The organism is Azospirillum sp. BE72 (genome assembly GCF_031455875.1).
Taxonomy (GTDB): domain Bacteria; phylum Pseudomonadota; class Alphaproteobacteria; order Azospirillales; family Azospirillaceae; genus Azospirillum.
In genome coordinates this window covers 16,948-36,490 of the sequence record NZ_JAVDTO010000001.1, presented here as the reverse complement: position 1 = coordinate 36,490, position 19,543 = coordinate 16,948, and the positions used below count along the sequence as shown (strand labels likewise).

The window sequence follows — 19,543 nt, the reverse complement described above, 5'->3', positions numbered from 1 at the left end:
GCGGCCGGGCCCCGGGTTCCAGTCCCCCCTTCCGTCACCCCCATCACGCCACGGGGCTGAACACCAGCGCGGCGTTGGTTCCGCCGAAACCGAAGCTGTTGGACAGGACGTGACGGATACGCCGCTCCTTCGGCCGCAGCGGCACCAGATCCAGGTCGCAGCCCTCCGACGGCGCGTCCAGGTTGATGGTGGGCGGGGCTACCTGGTCGCGCAGGGCCAGGATGGCGAAGATCGCCTCCACGGCACCCGCCGCCCCCAGCAGATGGCCGGTCGCCGATTTGGTCGAGGACATGGAAAGGCCGGCCGCCGCCGGACCGAACAGCCGCTTGACCGCCGCGATCTCCACCGGGTCGCCGGCCGGGGTGGAGGTTGCGTGGGCGTTGACGTAATCGACCTCCTCCGGCGCCAGCCCGGCCCGCTTCAGCGCGGCGCGCATGGCGCGGAAGGCGCCGTTGCCGTCCTCCGCCGGGGAGGTGATGTGGTAGGCGTCGCCCGACAGGCCGTAGCCGGTGACCTCGGCATAGATCTTTGCTCCGCGCCGTCGGGCATGCTCCAGCTCCTCCAGCACCAGCACGCCGGCTCCTTCGCCCATCACGAAGCCGTCGCGGTCGCGGTCCCAGGGGCGCGAGGCGCGGGCCGGGTCGTCGTTGAAGCCCGTGGACATGGCGCGGGCGGCGCAGAAGCCCGCCAGCCCGAGCCGGCAGAGCGCCGCCTCGCTGCCGCCGGCCAGCATGACGTCGGCGTCGTCCATGGCGATCAGCCGGGCCGCGTCGCCGATGGCGTGTGCCCCCGTCGCGCAGGCGGTCACGACGGCATGGTTCGGCCCGCGGAAGCCGTAGCGGATCGACACATGGCCCGATGCGAGGTTGATCAGCATCGACGGCACGAAGAAGGGCGAGATGCGGCGCGGCCCCTTCTCGTGCAGGGTCAGCGCCGCCTCGGCCAGCCCCGGCAGGCCGCCGATACCGGAGCCGATCAGCACGCCGGTGCGCTCCTGCGCCTCCGCGTCCGCCGGGCGCCAGCCGGCATCGGACACCGCCTCTTCCGCGGCGGCGAGCGCCAGCAGGATGAAGCGGTCCATCTTGCGCTGGTCCTTCGGCGGCACCACCGCATCGGCATCGAAGACGGCATCCGGGGCCGCATCGCCGCTTTCCGGCACCTGGCCGGCGATGCGGCAGGGCAGGTCGGCGACATCGATCCCGGTTATCGCCCGTATGCCGCTCCGCCCGTCCAGAACGGCGCGCCAACTCGGCATCACGCCGGCACCGAGCGGTGTGACCGCCCCCAGACCGGTGACCACGACTCGTCTCATTGCGTTTCGTCCTTTGCAGGGATCGTCAATTCCGGGCGCAGCCGCTCCGGCCGGACCGCTTCGCCGCTGTTCCTGTCGATCAGCACCGGGTCGACGGACTGCCCGGTCTCGCTGTCGACCAGCCGGAACGCCCCGCCGGGCAGCAGCCAACGGCTGCCCCAGTCGGCCATGGCGACCAGCACCGGCAGGAAATCCCGTCCCTTGTCGGTCAGATGATAGCCGTGGCGCAGCGGACGTTCCTGGTAGGGCCGCTTCTCCAGCAGCCCGGCCTCGACCAGGGCCTGCAGGCGGCGGGTCAGCATGTTGGTGGCAAGCCCGATGCTGCGCTGGAACTCGTCGAAGCGCGTCAGGCCGCGCATCGCGTCGCGCAGGATCAGCAGGGACCACCATTCCCCGACCTCGTCGAGGCCGCGGGCGATGGGACAGGGGACATCGGTCAGCCGGGTGCGTCGCATGGCGGCGACAGTGGCATAGTCACTTTCATCATGCAAGCTACCACCGCCACGAGCGCAACCGGGAAACATCGGGAGTGCTTCCAGGAGCCGCACTTGTGATGTGAGCGCCCACGGCTATACTCGCGCCGCAACATCGCCTTCACCGCTTGACCTGTCAGGAGAGCTCATGGCCGCGTCTGCCTACGACGTCACCGGCATCGGCAACGCCATCGTGGACGTGATCGCCCACGCTGACGACGCCTTTCTCGCCGCCAACACCATCGAGAAGGGGGCGATGACGCTGATCGACGCCGCCCGTGCGGAGGAGCTGTACGGCCGCATGGGACCGGGCGTCGAGGTCTCCGGCGGCTCGGCGGGCAACACCATGGCCGGCATCGCCATGCTCGGCGGGCGCGGCGCCTATATCGGCAAGGTCGCCAAGGACCAGCTGGGCGACGTGTTCCGCCATGACATCCGCGCTTCGGGCGTCGCCTTCGACAGCGCGCCGCTGGTTGCCGGGGCGCCGACCGCCCGCTGCCTGATCCTGGTCACGCCGGATGCACAGCGCTCGATGAACACCTATCTCGGCGCCTGCGTGGAGCTGGGTCCGGAGGACATCGACGAGGCGGTGATCGCCGGATCGCAGGTGACCTACCTGGAAGGCTATCTGTGGGATCCGCCCCGCGCCAAGGAAGCCTTCCGCAAGGCCGCGGAGATCGCCCATGCCGCCGGCCGCAAGGTGTCGCTGTCGCTGTCGGACAGCTTCTGCGTCCACCGCCACCATGCCGAGTTCGTCGATCTGGTGGAACGCCACGTCGACATCCTGTTCGCCAACGAGCACGAGATCGGCGCCCTCTACGGCACCGACCGCTTCGAGGATGCGCTGGCCGCGGTGAAGCGGCTGGGCAAGACCGCGGCGCTGACCCGCAGCGAGAAGGGCGCCGTCATCGTCTCCGGCGGCGAGGTGGTCGAGGTGGCGGCGGAGCCGGTCGACCGTGTGGTCGACACCACCGGCGCCGGCGACCTCTATGCTTCCGGCTTCCTGTTCGGCTACACCCGCGGCCTGTCGCCTGCGGTCTGTGGCCGTCTGGGCGCCATCGCCGCGGCGGAGATCATCAGCCATGTCGGCGCCCGGCCGGAGGTGAACCTGCGCGATCTGGTCGCTTCGAAGGGTGTCCTGTAAGCGCGATTTGCACGTCATTTCGCGACCACGTTGCCGGCCGCGTTGCATTCTGCAACTGCGGCCGGTTCCGTTTTGGACTAATTCAGCTGGTCGTCCAATACCGGCCGTTCCGGCACGGTGATCCGGGCGCACAGCAGCGCCATCGCCGTTCCGCTGTCGGGGGCGGCCACCGCCCAGCGTTCCGGGCGGTCCGGCCGCGGGACGGTGAGCAGCCACAGCCGGTCCTTGTCGCCGAACCGTTCGTTCAGCAGCGTGTATTCCCTGGGGCCGTGGCGGCGAAGGTCGTTCAGCCGGCTCTGAAGCTCCGCCGCCTGCGCGGCGCGCACGGCGATCGCCTCTTCCGTCTGGCGCAGTTCGGCCTCATGGCGGCGCATGTCGCGACGCAGCGCCTCGGTGGTCTGCGTCAGCTCCGTCCGTCCCTGGCGCAGCTGCGACTTGCGGCGCTGGACCGCGGCGATCCGGTGGCCGATCCGGATGATCGATACGGTGATCCAGCTGAGGCAGGCCAGCAGGATCACCATCTCCAGGACAAGCAGGAGCGGCGCGTCCGACGTCATCGCCCCGTCCCCCGTGTCTTGCCGTCCGCACGCAACCGTTTGCCCATCCGTCCCTCCGGCACGCTCCTTGCTGCGTGCTTGTCGGCGGTTCAGCAACGGACGTGCCAAGGGCAAGCCTGAGGGCAAGGGGGATGGTGCGGTGATGGAGGCGGTGCGAACGATCCTCGACTCGGTGGTCCCGCTGGTGGCGGCGCTGGCGGTGCTGTGCCACCTGAGCTGGATCGGCTTCCGCCGCGGCTGGGAACGGGCGGCCGGGCTGGAGCGGATGCGGCGTTCGGTTCTGCCGCTGAAGGAACGCCAGCGCGCGGAGGCCGAGGCGCTGGCCGACCTGGCCTGCCGGCTTGAGGAGGCGACGGGCCGCCTGTCCGCCGCCGAACAGCGGGCCAACCATCTCCAACGCCAGATCGACGCGCTGGACAAGGAGCCGCCGGTCTTCCTGCACATTCTCGGCACTCCCGCCGCCAACCGGCGCGGTTTCCGGGCGGAGGTGCAGTACGACACCACCGTCGCCGCCGCCGCCCGCGCCGCCGGGAAGCCGGTGAACCCGGCTTGGCGCTATGGCAACCGGGTGCTGGTGCACGCGCTGGACATGCAGTCCGCCCGGCGCGAGGCGGAGCATGTCTTCCCGCACAAGGCGGGCTATCAGGTGTTCTTCCACGCGGCGGTGTCCGGACATCTTGCCTCGTCCTAGCCGCAAAAGCCGGTGCTGCGGACTTCCGCCACCGCGCCGGCTCGGGTAAGCTGCCGCTCCCGCTGCTGCCGACAGACACGCCCCTCCATGCAAGTCTACCTGCCGATTGCCGAGATGTCGGTCAACGCGCTGCTGGTGCTCGGCATGGGCTGGCTGGTGGGCTTCCTGTCGGGCATGTTCGGGGTGGGCGGCGGATTCCTGATGACGCCGCTGCTGATCTTCATCGGCGTTCCCCCCGCCATCGCCGTCGGCACCCAGGCCAACCAGCTGGTGGCCGCCAGCGTGTCGGGCGTGCTCGCCCACTGGCGGCGCGGCAATGTCGACGTGAAGCTGGGCGTCGTGATGCTGGGCGGCGGCGTGGTCGGCACCGCGGTGGGTGTGTGGATCTTCGGCATCCTGCAGCGGCTGGGCCAGATCGACATCGCGATCACCCTGTCCTACGTCTTCTTCCTGGGCACCATCGGCGGGATGATGCTGGTGGAAAGCAGCCGCGCCATCCTGCGCCGCCGCGCCCCCACGGCCAAGCGCGGCAAGCTGCACCGCCACATCTGGCTGCACGGCCTGCCGTTCAAGATGCGGTTCCAGCGCTCCAAGCTCTACATCTCCGCCCTGCTGCCGGCGGGGATCGGGGCGATCGGCGGCATGCTGGTGGCGATCATGGGCATCGGCGGCGGCTTCCTTCTGGTGCCGGCGATGATCTATCTGCTGAACATGCCCGCCGGGCTGGTTGCCGGCACCTCGCTGTTCCAGATCATCTTCACCACCGCGGCGGCGACCCTGCTGCAGGCCGCCACCAACCAGACGGTGGACGCCATGCTGGCGCTTCTTCTGTTGATCGGCGGCGTGGTCGGCGCCCAGTTCGGCACCAAGGCCGGCAGCCGCCTGCGCGGCGAGAACGCCCGGCTGGCGCTGGCGACGATCGTGGTGGCGGTGGCGCTGAAGCTGGCCTTCGACCTGTTCTCGCGTCCCGACGACCTGTTCACCCTGACCATGGGGGTGCGGTGATGGCCGTTTGGACGAAAGGCCGGCGGACCAAACGCAGGCCCACGAAACGCCTGCTCGTGCAGGGCGTGGCGGCGCTGGCCGGGCTGCTGCTGGGCGGCACGGTGGCGGCGACGGTATGGGCGCAGCAGCTGGTCGCCGACCTGTCCAGCCACCTGATCGCCATCACCACCGGCTTCACGGGCACGGAGGTCGTGCTGTTCGGCACCACCGACGGGGCGGGCGACGTCGCTATCGTCGTCACCGGCCCGCGGGCGCCCGCCACCGTCCGCCGGAAGGAGCGGGTGGCCGGCATGTGGATGAACACCGACAGCCTGCGCTTCGACCAGGTGCCCAGCTTCTACACGGTGGCGGTCAGCCGCCCGCTCGACCAGCTGGTCGGCCGCCCGGTGCTGGAGCGCCACCAGCTGGGCCTGCCGCAGCTGCAGCTGCCGGCCGACGCCACCCTGCCGCCGGAACAGCTTGCCGCCTACCGCAGCGCGCTGATCCGCAACAAGCAGCGCCAGGGGCTGTACGCCATCTCCATGGGACAGGTCGCCTTCCTGGGCGAACGGCTGTTCCGCACCAACATCTATTTTCCGGCCAATGTCCCGACCGGGCTGTACAATGTCGAAGCCCTGCTGATTCGTGACGGCGACGTGGTCAGCGCCCAGACCACGCCGCTGGTGGTGTCCAAGATCGGGTTCAGCGCCGAAGTGTCGGACTTCGCCCGCAACCGCCCGGTCACCTACGGGGTGGCCGCCGTCATCGGCGCCATCGCGGCCGGCTGGGCGGCCGGCGCCGCATTCCGCCGGGTCTAAGCCGAGAGGGGTATCGAGATGACCGACGCGACACAGACTCCCACGCCCGAAAACCCCGCGTCCAAGCAGGAGGCGCAGGCCGCCGAGCCCGTGCGCATCTTCCTGGTGGTGGTCGACGACAGCCCCGAGCTGAAGGTCGCGCTGCGCTATGCCTGCCTGCGCGCCCGCAAGTCGGGCGGCAAGGTGGCGCTGCTGACCGTGCTGGAGCAGGGCGAGATGCAGCACTGGCTGGCGGTGGAGAACCTGATCCGCGAGGAACAGCGCGCGGAGGCGGAGCAGAAGCTGCAGAAGCTGGCGCGCGAGGTCAACCAGCTGACCGGCACCCTGCCGGCGCTCTATGTCCGCGAAGGCAACCGGCTGGAGGAGGTGCTGGCCCTGATCGCGGAGGAGCCCAGCATCTCCATCCTCGTCCTCGCCGCCGGCACCGACCCGGAAGGCCCCGGCCCGTTGATCTCCTACTACACCGGCCGCGGGCTCGGGCGCCTGCGCATTCCGCTGACCATCGTCCCCGGCGGTCTCAGCACCGAGGCGCTCGACGCGATCACGTAAGCGGGGGCATGTAAGTAAGGATAGCGGCGCATGCCGGATGCCCAATACCCACACAGTCCGGGTCCTTGATCCGCCCGGCGTTTCGGCCCAAATTTCCCCCAATCGTGCCGCGGCCCAATCCCGGGCGCGCCGGCGGTTCCATTCCGCCGCCGATGGAGGACCAGACCATGTTCATTCAGACCGAGCAGACGCCCAACCCGGCGACTCTCAAGTTCCTGCCGGGGCGTGACGTGCTCGGACGCGGCACCGCCGACTTCACCAGCCGCGAGGATGCCGCCCGTTCGCCGCTCGCCCAGCGCCTGTTCGAGATCGAGGGGATCGTCGGCGTGTTCCTGGGCGCCGACTTCATCACCATCACCAAGACCGACGCGCGCGACTGGTTCCTGCTGAAGCCGTCGATCCTCGGCGTCATCATGGAGCATTTCACCGCCGACCGCCCGGTCCTGCTGGAGGACGGCGGCGACGGCCATGCCGCGGCGTCGAACGCCGACGACGAGGAGATCGTCGAGCAGATCAAGGAACTGCTGGACACCCGCGTCCGCCCGTCGGTCGCCCAGGACGGCGGCGACATCACCTTCCAGGGCTTCGAGAAGGGCGTCGTCTATCTGGCGATGAAGGGAGCCTGCTCCGGCTGCCCCAGTTCCACCGCCACGCTGAAGCACGGCATCGAGAACATGCTGCGCCACTACATCCCCGAAGTGGTCGAAGTCCGCGCGGTGCAGTAAGACTGTAAGCCAATCGGTTCAAGCCCCTCTCCCTCGATGGGAGAGGGGTTGGGGTGAGGGTGGCGCCGGCAGACTTGCCGGGCGGAAGTTTGCCTTCGCCTTTGCAGGCCGAGCAGCACCCCTCACCCCAACCCCTCTCCCGCAAGGGGAGAGGGGCTTTATGTTGTACGTCAAAGCGTCAGGCAACCAGCTGTTGATGCCGGTCTGCCCTTGATGCGGCGGGCCGGCATTCCCATGCTGGCACCATGATCATCTCCGCCAGCTACAAGACCGACATTCCCGCCTTCTACGGGCGCTGGTTCCTGAACCGCCTGGACGCCGGTTACTGCCGGATGGTCAATCCCTATGGCGGCCAGACCTATCGCATCGACCTGACCCGGCCGACGGTCGACGGCTTCATCTTCTGGACCAAGAATCTGGGACCGTTCCTGCCTGCGCTCGATAGCGTGGCGGAGCGCGGCTTTCCTTTCGTCGTGCAGTACAGCGTCACCGGCCTGCCGACCGCGCTGGAACGCTCCGTTCCCGCCTGGGAAACCGCGGTCGGCCACATGGCGCGGCTGCGCGAGCGCTGGGGCGCACGGGCAGCCGTCTGGCGCTACGACCCCATCGCGCTGACCGAGGCCACGCCGCCGGATTGGCACCGCAAGACCTTCGCCCATATCGCGCGGGCGCTGCGCGGGGTGACTGACGAGGTGGTGGTGTCCTTCCTGCAGCCCTACCGCAAGACCGCCCGCAACCTCGCCGCTGCCGGCATCGGCTGGCGCGACCCGGAGGCTGAGGAAAAGCGCGCGCTGCTGACGGACTTGGCCGGCATCGCGGCGGGGGAGGGGATGGCGCTGACGCTCTGCACCCAGCCGGAGTTGGTGGACACCCCCGGCACGGCGCCGGCCCGCTGCGTCGATGCGGTCCGGCTGTCGGACGTGGCGGGGTATCCGGTCGCGGCAAGGGAGAAGGGCAACCGGCCCGGCTGCCTGTGCGCGGAGAGCCGCGACATCGGCGACTATGACAGCTGTCCGCATGGTTGCGTCTACTGCTACGCCGTTGCCGATCGCGGCAAGGCACAGCAGCGCTTCGCTGCGCATGACCCGGAGGGGGAGTTTCTGGTGGCGCGGCGGATGCCCCCTCACCCCGACCCTCTCCCCGGGGGGAGAGGGGGAAATCCCGGAGAGAGGTAACTTACGGACAGACCTTCCGCACCGTCTCCACCAGCTTTTCGGGATTGAATGGCTTCACCAGCCAGCCGGTGGCGCCGGCTTCGCGGCCGGCGGACTTCTTGGCGGGGTCGGCTTCGGTGGTCAGCAGCAGGACCGGGGTGGCGCGATTGAGGGCCGAGGCACGGATGGCGCGGGTCAGGGCCAGCCCGTCGAGGCCCGGCATGTTCAGGTCGGTGATGATGCAGTCGAACTTGCGCTGGCTGATCAGCGCAAGTCCGGCATTGCCGTCCGACGCCTCCGCCACCTCATAGCCGGCGCCTTTCAGCGTGAACCCCACCATGTCGCGGATGGTCTTGGAATCGTCGACGGTCAGGACGCTTTTGGGCATGGAACGCGGCTCCGGTTGCTCGGCCGAAAGGAATAAGGGAAAGGCCTAGGCAATTTCCCGGTGACCGTCAACCGCTGGCATCCCCTATTCCGAACAACGCCAAGCTCCCGGCCCGGCGGCATCGCCGCAGAACCGGGGGCTTTGCGGAGACTGTATGCTTACGCCTTCGTATCGACGTGCTGCCCGCCCGCGTCACCGCCCTTGGCGACGCCGACCATCGCCTCGCGCAGCAGGCGGCCATGGATGGTGTAGCCGGGCTGCAGCACCTGGACGACGGTGCCGGCGGCCTTGCCGGTGTTCTCGATCTCGAACATCACCTGATGGAAGTTCGGGTCGAACGGCTCGCCGGCCGGATCCAGCTTCTTGATGCCGGCGCGGTCGAAGGCGGCGAACAGCTGGCGCTCGGTCGCCTCGACGCCGACGGCGAGGCCCTTCAGCATGTCGTCCTGCTCGCGGCCCTCGGCCGGGACGGCGTCCAGCGCACGGCGCAGGTTGTCGGCGACCGACACCAGTTCCTTGGCGAAGCTGGACACGGCGAACTTGCTGGCGTCCTCGCGGTCGCGCTGGGCACGGCGGCGGGTGTTCTCCGTCTCCGCCATGGCGCGCAGAAGCTGGTCCTTCAGGTTGGCGACCTCCGCCTCCAGCTTGGCGACGCGGTCCTCGGGCGAACCTGCATCGGCACCATTGGCGGCGCCCGTGTTGGCAGTCTCGGCGGTGGCCTCGGTCGGCTCCACGGTGGCGTCGGCGGGCTTGTTCTGCTCTTCGCTCATGGTTTTCTCAATTCTTGCTTGGTCAGTATGGCGGGGAGTGAGGCGAGGTGGGGTGGTCAGCCGATCAGCCGGCTGACCACCTTGGCGGTGTAATCCACCAGCGGAATGATGCGGGCGTAGTTGATGCGGGTCGGGCCGATGACCCCGATGGCGCCGATCACCTGTTCGCGGCTGTTCTGGAACGGGGAGATGATCATCGAGCAGCCGGAGTGGTTGAACAGCACGTTCTCCGCCCCGATGAAGATCTGCACGCCGTCGCCGCGGCCGGTGGCGTCCAGCATGCGCAGCATCGTCTCCTTGGTCTCCAACGCCTCGAACAGGGCGCGCACGCGCTCCAGGTCCGACAGGGCGGTGACGTCCTCCAGCAGGCGGGACTGGCCGCGGACGATCAGCTGGCCGGCATTCGACCCGCCGCTGCCGGCCCAGGTGGCCAGCCCGGCGGCGACCACCTTGCGCGAAAGCTCGTCCAGCTGGGTCTTCTGCTGTTCGATCTCCTGCAGAACCTCCTGCCGGGCCTCGTCCAGCGTGCGGCCGGCGAGTTTGGCGCTGAGGAAGTTCGAGACCGTCTGCAGGGTGGAGGTCGGCACCCCCATCGGCACTTCGATCACCCGGTTCTCGACCAGCCCATCCTCGTTCACCAGAACGACCAGGGCGCGGCCGGGGCCGAGCGACACGAATTCGATGTGTTTCAGCGGCCGGTCGGTCTTGGGCGCCACCACCAGGCCGGCGCAGTGCGACAGGCCGGAGAGCATGGTGGAGGCCTCGCCCAGCACGTCGGCGAAGGCGCGGCCGGAGGCGGAGCATTTCGCTTCGATCGAGGCGCGCTCGTCCTCGGTCAGCGACCCGATCTCCAGCAGGCCGTCGACGAACATGCGCAGGCCGGCGTCGGTCGGGATGCGTCCGGCGGAGGTGTGCGGGGCGTAGAGCAGCCCCTGCTCCTCCAGGTCGGCCATCACGTTGCGGATGGTCGCGGGCGACAAGGCCATGCCAAGCCGCCGCGAAATGGTGCGCGAGCCGACCGGTTCGCCGGACGCCACATAGGCGTCGACGATCAGTCGGAAGACTTCGCGCGATCGCTGGTTCAGCTCGTTGATCATGGACGTCTGGCGGTCTTTTCCGGGCCGTCGTTTCGCACTCGGTCGACGTGGATCGGAAATCCCGCGACCGGTCCGAATTTAGGCAGGTCCAACCGCCGAATCAACGTGCGGGGCGAAGAAGCCCCGCTCACCTGCGACCGCAGGCCGCCGTCACTGTTCCGCCAGGAAGGCGCGGTACTGGGCGCTGATGGCGCCGACCGCCGCCTCGTACAGGCGCTGCCCGTGCTCGGGGCGGGCAAGGCCGGGTGCGGAGCCGATGCGGCCGTCCGGGTAGCGGCGGCGGAAGTCGCGGGCGTCGTGGAACCCGCCGGCCGGCGCCTGCTCCGGCTCCATCGCCGCGGTCTTGATCGAGTCGGGATAGGCGTACTGGGTCAGCGACACCTCGCTGGGGGTGGCGTGCGAGCCTTCCTTGCCCTGGTACAGCTCGCGCGACAGCCGGCCGACCTCGCCGTTCTCCCACCAGTTCACCAGGGTGCAGCGCAGATCCGGCGCGTCGCGGCCGCGCAGCGCCCGGTTCTCCGCATAGATTTCGTAGAAGGCGGCACGCAGCGTGGCGATGTTGCCGCCATGGCCGTTGACGAAGAAGAAACGGTCGAACCCATGTTCGGCCAGCGAGCCGACATAGTCGCGCAGCACCGCGATCAGCGTCGACGGCTTCAGCGTCATCGAGCCGGGGAATTCCATGTGGTGGACGGCCATGCCGACCGGGATGGTCGGGCCGACCAGCGCGCCGGTGGCGTCGCCGACCCCCTTCGCGATGACTTCGGCGCAGATGGCGTCGGTGCCGACCAGCCCGTTCGGCCCGTGCTGCTCGGTCGAGCCGATCGGCATGATGATGCCCTTGGAGGTCTTCAGGTAGGTCTCGACCTCGGCCCAGGTGCTCAGGTGAAGCTGCACGGTGGCGGTTCCTTTTCGACGATGCGTGCCGGGAATGCGGCCCGGAATGGGTTTGCCCTCATGTTAGGCGGCGCGCCGGCCGCGACAACCGTTCCCTGCGCCGGGCGGGCATGACGGGGCCGCGTCGGCCGGGTCGGCTCATCTCGTGCTGGCGCAACGGCATGGCAGTGACTACAATCGCGTGCATTATGTCCGAGCGGATGTCTCTTCCGGGGTGTGGTGGTGGTTGCGCGCGTCAACACGGTGGCGTTCCAGGGCATCGAGGTGCTGGGGATCGACGTCCAGGTCCAGATGTCCGGGGGAATCGTCGCCTTCACCGTCGTCGGCCTGCCCGACAAGGCGGTGGGCGAAAGCCGGGAGCGTGTGCGCGCCGCCCTGCATGCGCTGGGGCTGGCGCTGCCGGCCAAGCGCATCACCGTCAACCTCGCCCCCGCTGACGTGCTGAAGGAGGGTAGTCATTTCGACCTGCCGATCGCGCTCGGCCTGCTGACGGTGATGGGGGTGCTGCCGGATGCGGAGATCGCCCGCTATGTGGCACTGGGCGAGTTGGCGCTGGACGGCGCCCTGACCCCGGTGGCCGGCGTGCTGCCCGCCGCCATCGACGCGCTGGCCAACGACCGCGGACTGATCTGTCCGGCGGCTTGCGGTGGCGAGGCGGCCTGGGCCGGTCCCGATCTGGACGTGCTGGCGCCGGCCAACCTGCTGGCGCTCATCAACCATTTCAAGGGCACCCAGGTGCTGACCCCGCCCAAGCCGCGCCTGCAGGAACAGGATGCGCCGCCGCCCGACCTGCGCGACGTGAAGGGCAACGAGACCGCCAAGCGCGCGCTGGAGGTCGCCGCCGCCGGCTCGCACAATCTGCTGATGATCGGTCCGCCCGGCTCCGGCAAGTCGATGCTGGCCGCCCGCCTGCCCGGCCTGCTGCCGCCGCTCGACCCGGCGGAGGCGCTGGAGGTGTCGATGATCCACAGCGTCGGCGGGCTGCTGGAGGAGGGAAGGCTGCTGCGCCAGCGCCCCTACCGCGCGCCGCACCAGTCGGCCAGCCTGCCGGCGCTGGTCGGCGGAGGCACGCGGGCCAAGCCGGGGGAGATTTCCCTGGCGCACCAGGGCGTGCTGTTCCTCGACGAGTTGCCCGAGTTCCCGCGTCCGCTGTTGGAGGCGTTGCGTCAACCCCTGGAGACCGGCAAGGCGGTGGTCAGCCGCGCCAACCACCATGTGACCTATCCGGCGCGCGTGCAGCTGGTGGCGGCGATGAACCCCTGCCGCTGCGGCCATCTCGACGATGCTTCGCTCGCCTGCGCCCGTGCGCCGAAATGCGCCGCCGACTATCAGTCGAAGATCAGCGGGCCGCTGTTCGACCGCATCGACCTGCACATCGACGTGCCGGCGGTCAGCCCCGCCGATCTCAGCCTGCCGCCCCCGGCGGAGGGCAGCGCCGACATCGCCGCCCGCGTCGCCGTCGCCCGCGCCATCCAGGCGGAGCGCTATGGCGGCTTCGGTCCTTACCCAGCCGGCCGGGCGGTGCGGACGAACGCCGAGGCGGACGGCGAACTGCTGGAGAAGGTGGCCTCTCCCGACGCTCCCGGCCGTGCCCTGCTGACCGAAGCGGCGGAGCGGCTGAAGCTGTCGGCCCGCGGCTATCACCGGGTGATGCGGGTGGGGCGGACGCTGGCCGACCTCGACGGTGTGGAAGGGGTGAGGCGCCGTCACATCGCGGAAGCGCTGAGCTACCGGCGGATCGCGCCGGGGCGGTGAGGGGGGAGGGCGTTTCTTGGCGATGTTAGACCCCCACCTAGCCTCCCCCGCTCTCAGCGGACCTACGGTCCGCCTGCCGCGTCAGCACAAAGCGAAGCTTTGTGCGAGAGCTGGGGCGGGGGAGGGACTGCCGCCGCACTTTTACAAAGCGTAGATAATCCCTCCCCTGCCCAGCGGGGGAGGGAAGGGGCCCAGGCGTAAGCCTGGGAAGGGTGGGGGCAACCGCGGCCGGCGCTCCCGCCAACCCCCTCACGGCCTTTCGAACACCGGCGGCTTGGCCGCTCCCGGACAGACGGTTGCCGGCACCGCCTCCTGCTCGACGAAGGTCACCGCAGCGGCCATGGCGCAATCCTCGCTGGAAGTCACGATGTGGCTGGCGGCGCGGAAGACCAGATGGCGGCTCTTGGGCAGGGTGGCGGCGGTACGGTCGCCCCATTCCGGCGGGGTGACCGGATCGTAGGCGCCGGACAGCAGAAGGACCGGCACCGGGCTGGCGACCGGCAGCCGTTCGGCCGCCTCCTGGTGGCCGGCGGGCCACAGGCGGCACACACGCTGGCCGGGATCGTCGGTGGCGACGAGGCCGTAGGGCGCATAGCGGCGGGCATTGTCGGCGCGCTTCAGCGGTTCGGCACTGTTCACCGATTCCCGGCATTCGGTGGAGAAGACCAGCCCGTCGGCGATTTCCGGGTCGCCCAGCCAGTTGGTCGGCGCCCATTCCGCCAGGGTCGCATACTGGCCGCGGGCGGCGCGGTCGATGATGGTCGGCACGAGGGGGACCGCCTCGCTGATCGCCAGCGCTTCGAGCCCGGCGGCGATCGCCATCCCGCCGGTCATCCGCAAGGCGCGGCGCGTCTCGTGGTCGCCGACGACCATGTCGACCGGGTTGCGCTCCAGCCGCTCCACCAGATCGAGGAAACGCTTTTCCAGATCGGGGAAGGCCGAACGGCAGCCGCGGTTGGCGGCGCAATCGTCGAACAGCCGGCGGTAGGCCCGTTGCGCCAGCCAGGCGGCCTCCTCCTGCGCGTTGACGTCGGGAGGGTAGACGCTGTCGAACACCGCGGTACGGACACGGCTGCCCTGCCGCCGCAGAATCTCCAGACCCACCCGCGTGCCGTAGGACACCGCGAACAGGTTGACCCGCTGGGCGCCCAGCGCGGTGGCGATGTCCAGCGCATCCTCCGCCGCGACGGGGGTGGAGAACTGGGTGCCGTCCAGCCCGGCCGCCGTCAGCCGGGCGGCGCAGGCGCCGACCGCCGCCCGTTCCGCCGCCGCCCGCTGTTCGCGCGTCAGCGGCCGGGTGCCGCGGGTGGGGGCGACGCCGTCCAGTTCGGGACAGTCGGTGTCCGGCTCCGCCCGGCCGACGCCGCGCGGATCGAACAGGATCAGGTTGCGGGCGCGGCGGAAGGGGGCCGACAGCTCCCACCACACCTCCATCCGCTCTTCCGTCGCCTCGCCGCTGCCGAAGGGTGAAGCGCCGGGGCCGCCCTCCAGGAACAGCACGGGGTCGGGGTCGGGCTGGCGGGCGGTGCTGAGCAGGACGGCGACCGGCAGGCGCAGGCTGCGGCTGTTGGGGCGGTCGCGCCGCTCCGGAACCGCCACCGTTCCGCACAAGGCCGCCTCGCCCTCCGGCACGGTGAACCAGCAGGGACCCGGGGTGAAGCGCGCCTCCGCCGCCGCCGGACCGGTCCACAGCGCCGTCGTCATCGCGACGGCCATCGCCACCGCCCGCAGCGTCAGGGCGGAGCGCACCGCTTTCGGCCATAGGGGGGGAAGAGCGATCAACACGAATGGACGATCCGGAACCGATGGGTAGGGAGCCGATGGACGGAGTACCGCTGAAGGCGTTTGTCGACGGCTTTGTTTGACCGACCAACCCCCCGCTTGTCCAGAGGCGCCCGCTGCCATCCCGCCCGTTGGTGAAACCGCGCGCGAGCGGTGCCGATTTGCCACAGCCGTGCGGCAATGGACACGCCGCTCCCGAATGGACGGGCCGGTTTACCGACGGACAGGTTGACGGAACACATCCGATCACGGAACTATTTCGCCTCCAGAAGCCCCGATGGTCGGGGCCGTTCGGGCAAAGGAGCAGATCATGCCGACCTTGTGGACGGCGTTGCGGAGCCGCTGGCTCGATTCCGGGGCATCTTCCGGGCCGGGCCGACTGTGCGATCATCTGCGGCGCGACATCGGGCTGGCGGACGGAGATGCCGGGGACGGCGAAGAGCCTCCAGTCGCGTGCCGCCTTCCGCCTTTTCACATCCGCGATCGGAACCTATCGGACGCGCGGACATTTTTGACCTTGCAACCGTATCGCTGAGCGGCGATACCGGATCCGCCGGCCTCTCACGCCGGCATCACTCAACCCCTGGAGAGTATCGATGAAAGCCATCGTAACCACCGCCCGGACTCGCCGATCGGGCGATCCGGCCGTCACCGCCGCCAATTGGGCCGCCCATATGGCCGCCAATCACGCCCAGCCTGCCCGTCTTCTTCCCGCACCCTTCGAACGTGAATTCCGGATATCGAGAGGATCCCATGTGTGTCTTTCTGGGTTTTTGCGGTCACCGTCTCTTCGTTGAACACGCCCGCTGGGCATCGCCGGCCGGGTCGTTCGACCTGCGGCGTGAAAACGGGGAAGTCATCCTATGGCTTGGACGCCTGAACATCATCTACACACCGGCCCGCTGGGGACCACCCTCCCGCGCTGCATAGCGCGCGGCGCCGCGGAGACCTGCTGAATGCCGGCCCGCGTTCGTCATGACGAGGTCCTTACCGTCGTCCAGGTGCTTGAGGCGTTCCGCAAGCTCGACCCCGATCTGCCCATCCAGTATGCGCTGAGTTTCATGACCATCGCGCAGAGCGAAGGCATCTCCATCGGCGAACTGGCGGAACGCCTGGGCATCGCCCAATCCTCCGCGTCGCGCAACGTCGCGGCGCTCAGCCGCTGGCACAGCTTCGGCAAGGCCGGACTCGATCTGGTGCAGGCGCAGGAAGACCCGCGCGAGCGCCGCCGCAAGATCGTCACCCTGACCGACAAGGGCCGTGAGTTCCTGGACGCATTGCGCGCCATCGTGAACCCGCCCGCCCAGCGCCGTCCCGCCAAAACAGCCTGATTTCCGCCTTCAGGCGACTCCGTTCAGCGCCGTGCGCAGCATCCTCACCAGCGTGCGCACCGCCAGTTCCTGCCGTTCCAAACTCAGGCCGCCGAAGCGGCGCAGCGTTGCCGCGCGTTCGGGCAGCGGCGGCATGTGGAAGAAGCCGTAGGGGATATCCAGGTCGGCGCTCTCGATGGCATGCCGCGCCCGGTAGAACAGATGGTTGCCGAGGAAGCCGCCGGAGAAATCGCCGAAGGTCACCGGCAGCCCGGCCATCGACAATTCCCGCATCACCCGCGGCACCGGCAGGGTGCTGCCATAGGCGGTCGGCCCGTCGGGCACGATGTCGGCGTGTTCGCGCACCGTGCCGGCGGCGTCGGCCAGCGGGCTTTCGTCGCGATTCCAGGCCAGTCGTTCCAGCCGGATGTAATCGCTCGCTTCCCAATAGGCGAAGCCGAGCGCCGCCAGCGGCCGGTGTTCGGCCAGCAGCTCTGCGAAGACCTCGCCGCAGGCGTCATAGAGAGGGGGCAGGGTGGCGGTGACCACCCCCGGCTCTCCCGCCAGCCGGTCCATCAGCAGGGCGGTCGGATCGGTAGCCCAGGGATGGTCTGAAGCAGAGGCCGGTTCGCCGTCCGGGGGTGTCCCGAACGGCGCGAAGCCGGTGAGCAGGATGGGGGCCGTCACGGGCAAGACATCCTTACGGTCGCATCCTTACGGCCGCAGCAGGCCGATGATGTCCTTCACGTCGTTCAGGTTCTTCTCCGCGATGGCGGCGGCGCGCTCCCCGCCTTTCTTCAGCAGCCGGTCGATCTCCGCCTTGTCGGCCAGTAGTTCCTTCATGCGGGTGGTGATCGGCGCCAGCTTGTCCACCGACAGGTCGACCAGCGACTTCTTGAAGTCGGAGAACTGGGCACCGGCGAACTGCGCCAGTACCTGCTCGCGCGACTGGCTGGCCAGTGCGCCATAGATGGTGACGAGGTTGTCGGCCTCCGGACGAGCCTCCAACTCGGTCACGGTTTCCGGCAGCGGCTCCGGATCGGTCTTGGCCTTGCGGATCTTCTGCGCAATGGTATCCGCATCGTCGGTCATGTTGATGCGCGAATATTCGGACTCGTCCGACTTCGACATCTTCTTCTTGCCGTCGCGCAGGCTCATCACCCGCGTCGCCTCGCCCAGGATCTGCGGCTCGGGCAGCGGGAAGAACTCGGTCTCATAACGGCGGTTGAAGGCGCCGGCGATGTCGCGCGCCAGTTCCAGATGCTGCTTCTGGTCCTCGCCCACCGGCACATGGGTGGCCTTGTACAGCAGGATGTCGGCGGCCATCAGCGTCGGGTAGGCGTACAGGCCCAGATTGGCCATGTCCTTCTGCTTGCCGGCCTTTTCCTTGAACTGGGTCATGCGGTTCAGCCAGCCCAGCGGCGTGTGGCAGGACAGGATCCAGCCCAGCTCGGCATGGCCCGACACGACCGACTGGTTGAACAGGATGTTCTTGTCCGGGTCGATGCCGGCGGCGATGTAGGCCGCGGCGACCTCGCGGATGTTGTTGCGCAGGACCTCCGGGTCCTGGTCGATGGTCAGCGCGTGCAGGTCGACGACGCAGAAGATGCACTCGTAGCTGTTCTGCAGTTCCACCCAGTTGCGCAGCGCCCCCAGATAGTTGCCGAGGTGAAGCTGCCGGGTCGGCTGCATGCCGGAGAAAATGCGGTTCACGGGTGGTCTCGCTCGAAAACTCTGGGAGGCGGCAGTTATCGCCCCCCGAAGTCCGCCGGTCAAGGCGCGGCGCGCTCACGGCGGATGCCCCGCGCGCATCGTCGCGGGCAGGCGCCTCCGGTTGTATTGAATGCGCTTGTGTGCTACCGCCGCGTTCGTGTGGTTGGGAGGGGGCGGACCGCCCGCCCCCGCCACACGAGAAGGAGAAGAAGGATGAAACAGATCCTTACCCTTCTGGTCCTTGTCCTGGAGATCATCAAGCGTCTGCTTGATCTCTTCCAGGGCTAAGGCTGGACCAGGGAGCGGCGGGAAGGCAGCCCGTCGCTCCCACGGTTCAAGGTAATATCAACCCCCATGCCCTGCAAGGGTATGCGGGCCTCCGCTTCCCGAAAAAATTGCACAACACCCCGTAGCGCTCCCGCACACCTTATCCTTACTTACCCGCGCGGCGGCGCATTCTTCAGTTTGTCGCGCGGCGGCGCTCGATGGCATCCCACAGCAGGGCTTCCAGCTGCACGCCGTCCAGCCGGTTGATCTCCTGGATGCCGGTGGGGGAGGTGACGTTGATCTCCGTCATGTAGTCGCCGATCACGTCGATGCCGACGAAGATCAGTCCCTTTTCGCGCAGCACCGGGCCGATGGCGGCGCACATCGCGCGCTCGCGGTCGGTCAGCTCGGTCTTCCTGGCGCTGCCGCCGGCGTGGAAGTTGGCGCGGGCCTCGCCCTCCAGCGGCATGCGGCTGACCGCGCCGGCCGGTTCGCCGTCGATCAGGATGATGCGCTTGTCGCCCTGGCGGATTTCCGGCAGATAGCGCTGGACGATCACCGGCTCGCGGTAGAGCTGGGTAAACATCTCCAGCAGCGATCCGAGATTCTCGTCGTCCGGCTTCAGGTGGAAGACGCCGGCGCCGCCGTTGCCGAACAGCGGCTTTACGATGATGTCCTTGTGCTCCGCCCGGAAGTCGAGGATGGCCTGCTTGTCGCTGGTGATCAGCGTCGGCGGCATCAGGTCGGGGAACTTGGTGATGAACAGCTTTTCCGGCGCGTTGCGCACCTCGGCCGGGTCGTTCACCACCAGCACCTTCGGCTGTACATGCTCCAGCAGATGGGTGGAGGTGATGTAGGCCATGTCAAAGGGCGGATCCTGCCGCAGCAGGATGACGTCCATCGTCGACAGGTCGGTCGCGACCGGCTCGCCTAGCGTGTAGTGGGCGCCGCGCTGGCGCACCACCGTCATCTCGCGGACGCGGGCGGTCAGGCGGTTGCCGGTCAGGATCAGGTCGCGCGGGTGGTAGTGGTACAGGCGATGGCCGCGCTTCTGCGCCTCCAGCGCCATCATGAAGCTGGAATCGGTGTCGATGTTGATCGACTCGATGGGGTCCATCTGGAAGGCGACGGCGAGGCTCATGACGGGTCCCTCTGGA

General features: G+C 68.9%; 20 protein-coding genes. 9 read left to right on the top strand and 11 right to left on the bottom strand.

Annotated features, from left to right (window positions below):
* Positions 1-43 precede the first annotated feature (43 nt).
* A complete protein-coding gene (fabF, locus tag J2Y49_RS00195) occupies positions 44-1,312 on the bottom strand; it encodes a beta-ketoacyl-ACP synthase II (RefSeq protein ID WP_310110680.1) in 1,269 nt (422 codons plus the stop codon).
* Entirely contained in the window at positions 1,309-1,803 is a 495-nt protein-coding gene (locus tag J2Y49_RS00190) for a helix-turn-helix domain-containing protein (RefSeq protein ID WP_310110678.1), read from the bottom strand. Before J2Y49_RS00190 ends, fabF begins: the two co-directional genes overlap by 4 nt.
* 130 nt (positions 1,804-1,933) lie before the next feature.
* Here J2Y49_RS00190 and J2Y49_RS00185 point away from each other — a divergent pair, with 130 nt between their 5' ends.
* A complete protein-coding gene (locus J2Y49_RS00185; RefSeq protein WP_310110676.1) occupies positions 1,934-2,929 on the top strand; it encodes an adenosine kinase in 996 nt (331 codons plus the stop codon).
* Between the two features lie 77 nt (positions 2,930-3,006).
* Here J2Y49_RS00185 and J2Y49_RS00180 read toward each other — a convergent pair whose 3' ends face one another.
* Positions 3,007-3,486, bottom strand: coding sequence for a hypothetical protein (locus J2Y49_RS00180; protein WP_310110674.1), 480 nt, complete (start codon positions 3,484-3,486; stop codon positions 3,007-3,009).
* Positions 3,487-3,628: 142 nt separating this feature from the next.
* On the opposite strand from J2Y49_RS00180, the gene J2Y49_RS00175 reads away from it, so the two are divergent.
* The 6 genes from J2Y49_RS00175 (at position 3,629) to J2Y49_RS00150 (ending at position 8,428) form a co-directional block, all read left to right on the top strand.
* Entirely contained in the window at positions 3,629-4,177 is a 549-nt protein-coding gene (locus J2Y49_RS00175) for a hypothetical protein (protein WP_310110672.1), read from the top strand.
* An 87-nt stretch (positions 4,178-4,264) separates the two neighbouring features.
* Entirely contained in the window at positions 4,265-5,182 is a 918-nt protein-coding gene (locus tag J2Y49_RS00170) for a sulfite exporter TauE/SafE family protein (RefSeq protein ID WP_310110669.1), read from the top strand.
* On the top strand, positions 5,182-5,979 hold the full coding sequence (locus J2Y49_RS00165) for a TIGR02186 family protein (RefSeq protein ID WP_310110666.1): 798 nt from the start codon (positions 5,182-5,184) through the stop codon (positions 5,977-5,979). The genes J2Y49_RS00170 and J2Y49_RS00165 overlap by 1 nt, the downstream gene beginning before the upstream one ends.
* Before the next feature lie 18 nt (positions 5,980-5,997).
* Positions 5,998-6,528: a universal stress protein gene (locus tag J2Y49_RS00160; protein ID WP_310110664.1), complete on the top strand. Its 531-nt coding sequence runs from the start codon at positions 5,998-6,000 to the stop codon at positions 6,526-6,528.
* Positions 6,529-6,695: 167 nt separating this feature from the next.
* Positions 6,696-7,253 (top strand): NifU family protein, encoded by a 558-nt coding sequence (locus tag J2Y49_RS00155; protein ID WP_149223685.1) that lies wholly within the window; start codon positions 6,696-6,698, stop codon positions 7,251-7,253.
* A gap of 245 nt (positions 7,254-7,498) precedes the next feature.
* Positions 7,499-8,428 carry a DUF1848 family protein gene (locus J2Y49_RS00150; RefSeq protein WP_310110658.1) on the top strand — a complete coding sequence of 310 codons (930 nt, stop codon included), beginning with the start codon at positions 7,499-7,501 and terminating at the stop codon, positions 8,426-8,428.
* Between the two features lies 1 nt (position 8,429).
* On the opposite strand, the gene J2Y49_RS00145 is transcribed toward J2Y49_RS00150, so the two are convergent.
* The 4 genes from J2Y49_RS00145 to J2Y49_RS00130 all read right to left on the bottom strand — a co-directional run bounded on the left by J2Y49_RS00145 (position 8,430) and on the right by J2Y49_RS00130 (position 11,559).
* Entirely contained in the window at positions 8,430-8,795 is a 366-nt protein-coding gene (locus tag J2Y49_RS00145) for a response regulator (RefSeq protein ID WP_310110656.1), read from the bottom strand.
* A 158-nt stretch (positions 8,796-8,953) separates the two neighbouring features.
* Positions 8,954-9,565: a nucleotide exchange factor GrpE gene (gene grpE / locus J2Y49_RS00140; RefSeq protein ID WP_310110653.1), complete on the bottom strand. Its 612-nt coding sequence runs from the start codon at positions 9,563-9,565 to the stop codon at positions 8,954-8,956.
* Between the two features lie 56 nt (positions 9,566-9,621).
* Positions 9,622-10,662, bottom strand: coding sequence for a heat-inducible transcriptional repressor HrcA (hrcA, locus tag J2Y49_RS00135; protein WP_149223681.1), 1,041 nt, complete (start codon positions 10,660-10,662; stop codon positions 9,622-9,624).
* Between the two features lie 150 nt (positions 10,663-10,812).
* Positions 10,813-11,559, bottom strand: coding sequence for a creatininase family protein (locus J2Y49_RS00130; RefSeq protein WP_310110648.1), 747 nt, complete (start codon positions 11,557-11,559; stop codon positions 10,813-10,815).
* Between the two features lie 222 nt (positions 11,560-11,781).
* Here J2Y49_RS00130 and J2Y49_RS00125 point away from each other — a divergent pair, with 222 nt between their 5' ends.
* Positions 11,782-13,314: a YifB family Mg chelatase-like AAA ATPase gene (locus tag J2Y49_RS00125; RefSeq protein ID WP_310110645.1), complete on the top strand. Its 1,533-nt coding sequence runs from the start codon at positions 11,782-11,784 to the stop codon at positions 13,312-13,314.
* A 249-nt stretch (positions 13,315-13,563) separates the two neighbouring features.
* Here the strand turns inward: J2Y49_RS00125 and J2Y49_RS00120 are convergent, their stop codons facing one another.
* On the bottom strand, positions 13,564-15,099 hold the full coding sequence (locus tag J2Y49_RS00120; protein WP_310110643.1) for an alpha/beta fold hydrolase: 1,536 nt from the start codon (positions 15,097-15,099) through the stop codon (positions 13,564-13,566).
* A gap of 953 nt (positions 15,100-16,052) precedes the next feature.
* Here J2Y49_RS00120 and J2Y49_RS00115 point away from each other — a divergent pair.
* Positions 16,053-16,427: a MarR family transcriptional regulator gene (locus J2Y49_RS00115; protein WP_310110640.1), complete on the top strand. Its 375-nt coding sequence runs from the start codon at positions 16,053-16,055 to the stop codon at positions 16,425-16,427.
* A 9-nt stretch (positions 16,428-16,436) separates the two neighbouring features.
* Here the strand turns inward: J2Y49_RS00115 and J2Y49_RS00110 are convergent, their stop codons facing one another.
* The 3 genes from J2Y49_RS00110 to gshB all read right to left on the bottom strand — a co-directional run bounded on the left by J2Y49_RS00110 (position 16,437) and on the right by gshB (position 19,527).
* Positions 16,437-17,093 carry a pyrrolidone-carboxylate peptidase gene (locus J2Y49_RS00110; RefSeq protein WP_310110638.1) on the bottom strand — a complete coding sequence of 219 codons (657 nt, stop codon included), beginning with the start codon at positions 17,091-17,093 and terminating at the stop codon, positions 16,437-16,439.
* A gap of 27 nt (positions 17,094-17,120) precedes the next feature.
* Positions 17,121-18,119, bottom strand: a complete 999-nt coding sequence (gene trpS, locus J2Y49_RS00105; RefSeq protein ID WP_149223643.1) for a tryptophan--tRNA ligase — start codon at positions 18,117-18,119, stop codon at positions 17,121-17,123.
* Between the two features lie 460 nt (positions 18,120-18,579).
* A complete protein-coding gene (gshB, locus tag J2Y49_RS00100) occupies positions 18,580-19,527 on the bottom strand; it encodes a glutathione synthase (RefSeq protein WP_310110634.1) in 948 nt (315 codons plus the stop codon).
* Positions 19,528-19,543 lie beyond the last annotated feature (16 nt).

Bases quoted from the DNA above. Each gene is read 5' to 3' on its own strand.
- fabF (WP_310110680.1), bottom strand. From the start codon at position 1,312: ATGAGACGAGTCGTGGTCACCGGTCTGGGGGCGGTCACACCGCTCGGT.
- J2Y49_RS00185 (WP_310110676.1), top strand. From the start codon at position 1,934: ATGGCCGCGTCTGCCTACGACGTCACCGGCATCGGCAACGCCATCGTG.
- J2Y49_RS00180 (WP_310110674.1), bottom strand. From the start codon at position 3,486: ATGACGTCGGACGCGCCGCTCCTGCTTGTCCTGGAGATGGTGATCCTG.
- J2Y49_RS00175 (WP_310110672.1), top strand. From the start codon at position 3,629: ATGGAGGCGGTGCGAACGATCCTCGACTCGGTGGTCCCGCTGGTGGCG.
- J2Y49_RS00170 (WP_310110669.1), top strand. From the start codon at position 4,265: ATGCAAGTCTACCTGCCGATTGCCGAGATGTCGGTCAACGCGCTGCTG.
- J2Y49_RS00165 (WP_310110666.1), top strand. From the start codon at position 5,182: ATGGCCGTTTGGACGAAAGGCCGGCGGACCAAACGCAGGCCCACGAAA.
- J2Y49_RS00160 (WP_310110664.1), top strand. From the start codon at position 5,998: ATGACCGACGCGACACAGACTCCCACGCCCGAAAACCCCGCGTCCAAG.
- J2Y49_RS00155 (WP_149223685.1), top strand. From the start codon at position 6,696: ATGTTCATTCAGACCGAGCAGACGCCCAACCCGGCGACTCTCAAGTTC.
- J2Y49_RS00150 (WP_310110658.1), top strand. From the start codon at position 7,499: ATGATCATCTCCGCCAGCTACAAGACCGACATTCCCGCCTTCTACGGG.
- J2Y49_RS00145 (WP_310110656.1), bottom strand. From the start codon at position 8,795: ATGCCCAAAAGCGTCCTGACCGTCGACGATTCCAAGACCATCCGCGAC.
- grpE (WP_310110653.1), bottom strand. From the start codon at position 9,565: ATGAGCGAAGAGCAGAACAAGCCCGCCGACGCCACCGTGGAGCCGACC.
- hrcA (WP_149223681.1), bottom strand. From the start codon at position 10,662: ATGATCAACGAGCTGAACCAGCGATCGCGCGAAGTCTTCCGACTGATC.
- J2Y49_RS00115 (WP_310110640.1), top strand. From the start codon at position 16,053: ATGCCGGCCCGCGTTCGTCATGACGAGGTCCTTACCGTCGTCCAGGTG.
- gshB (WP_310110634.1), bottom strand. From the start codon at position 19,527: ATGAGCCTCGCCGTCGCCTTCCAGATGGACCCCATCGAGTCGATCAAC.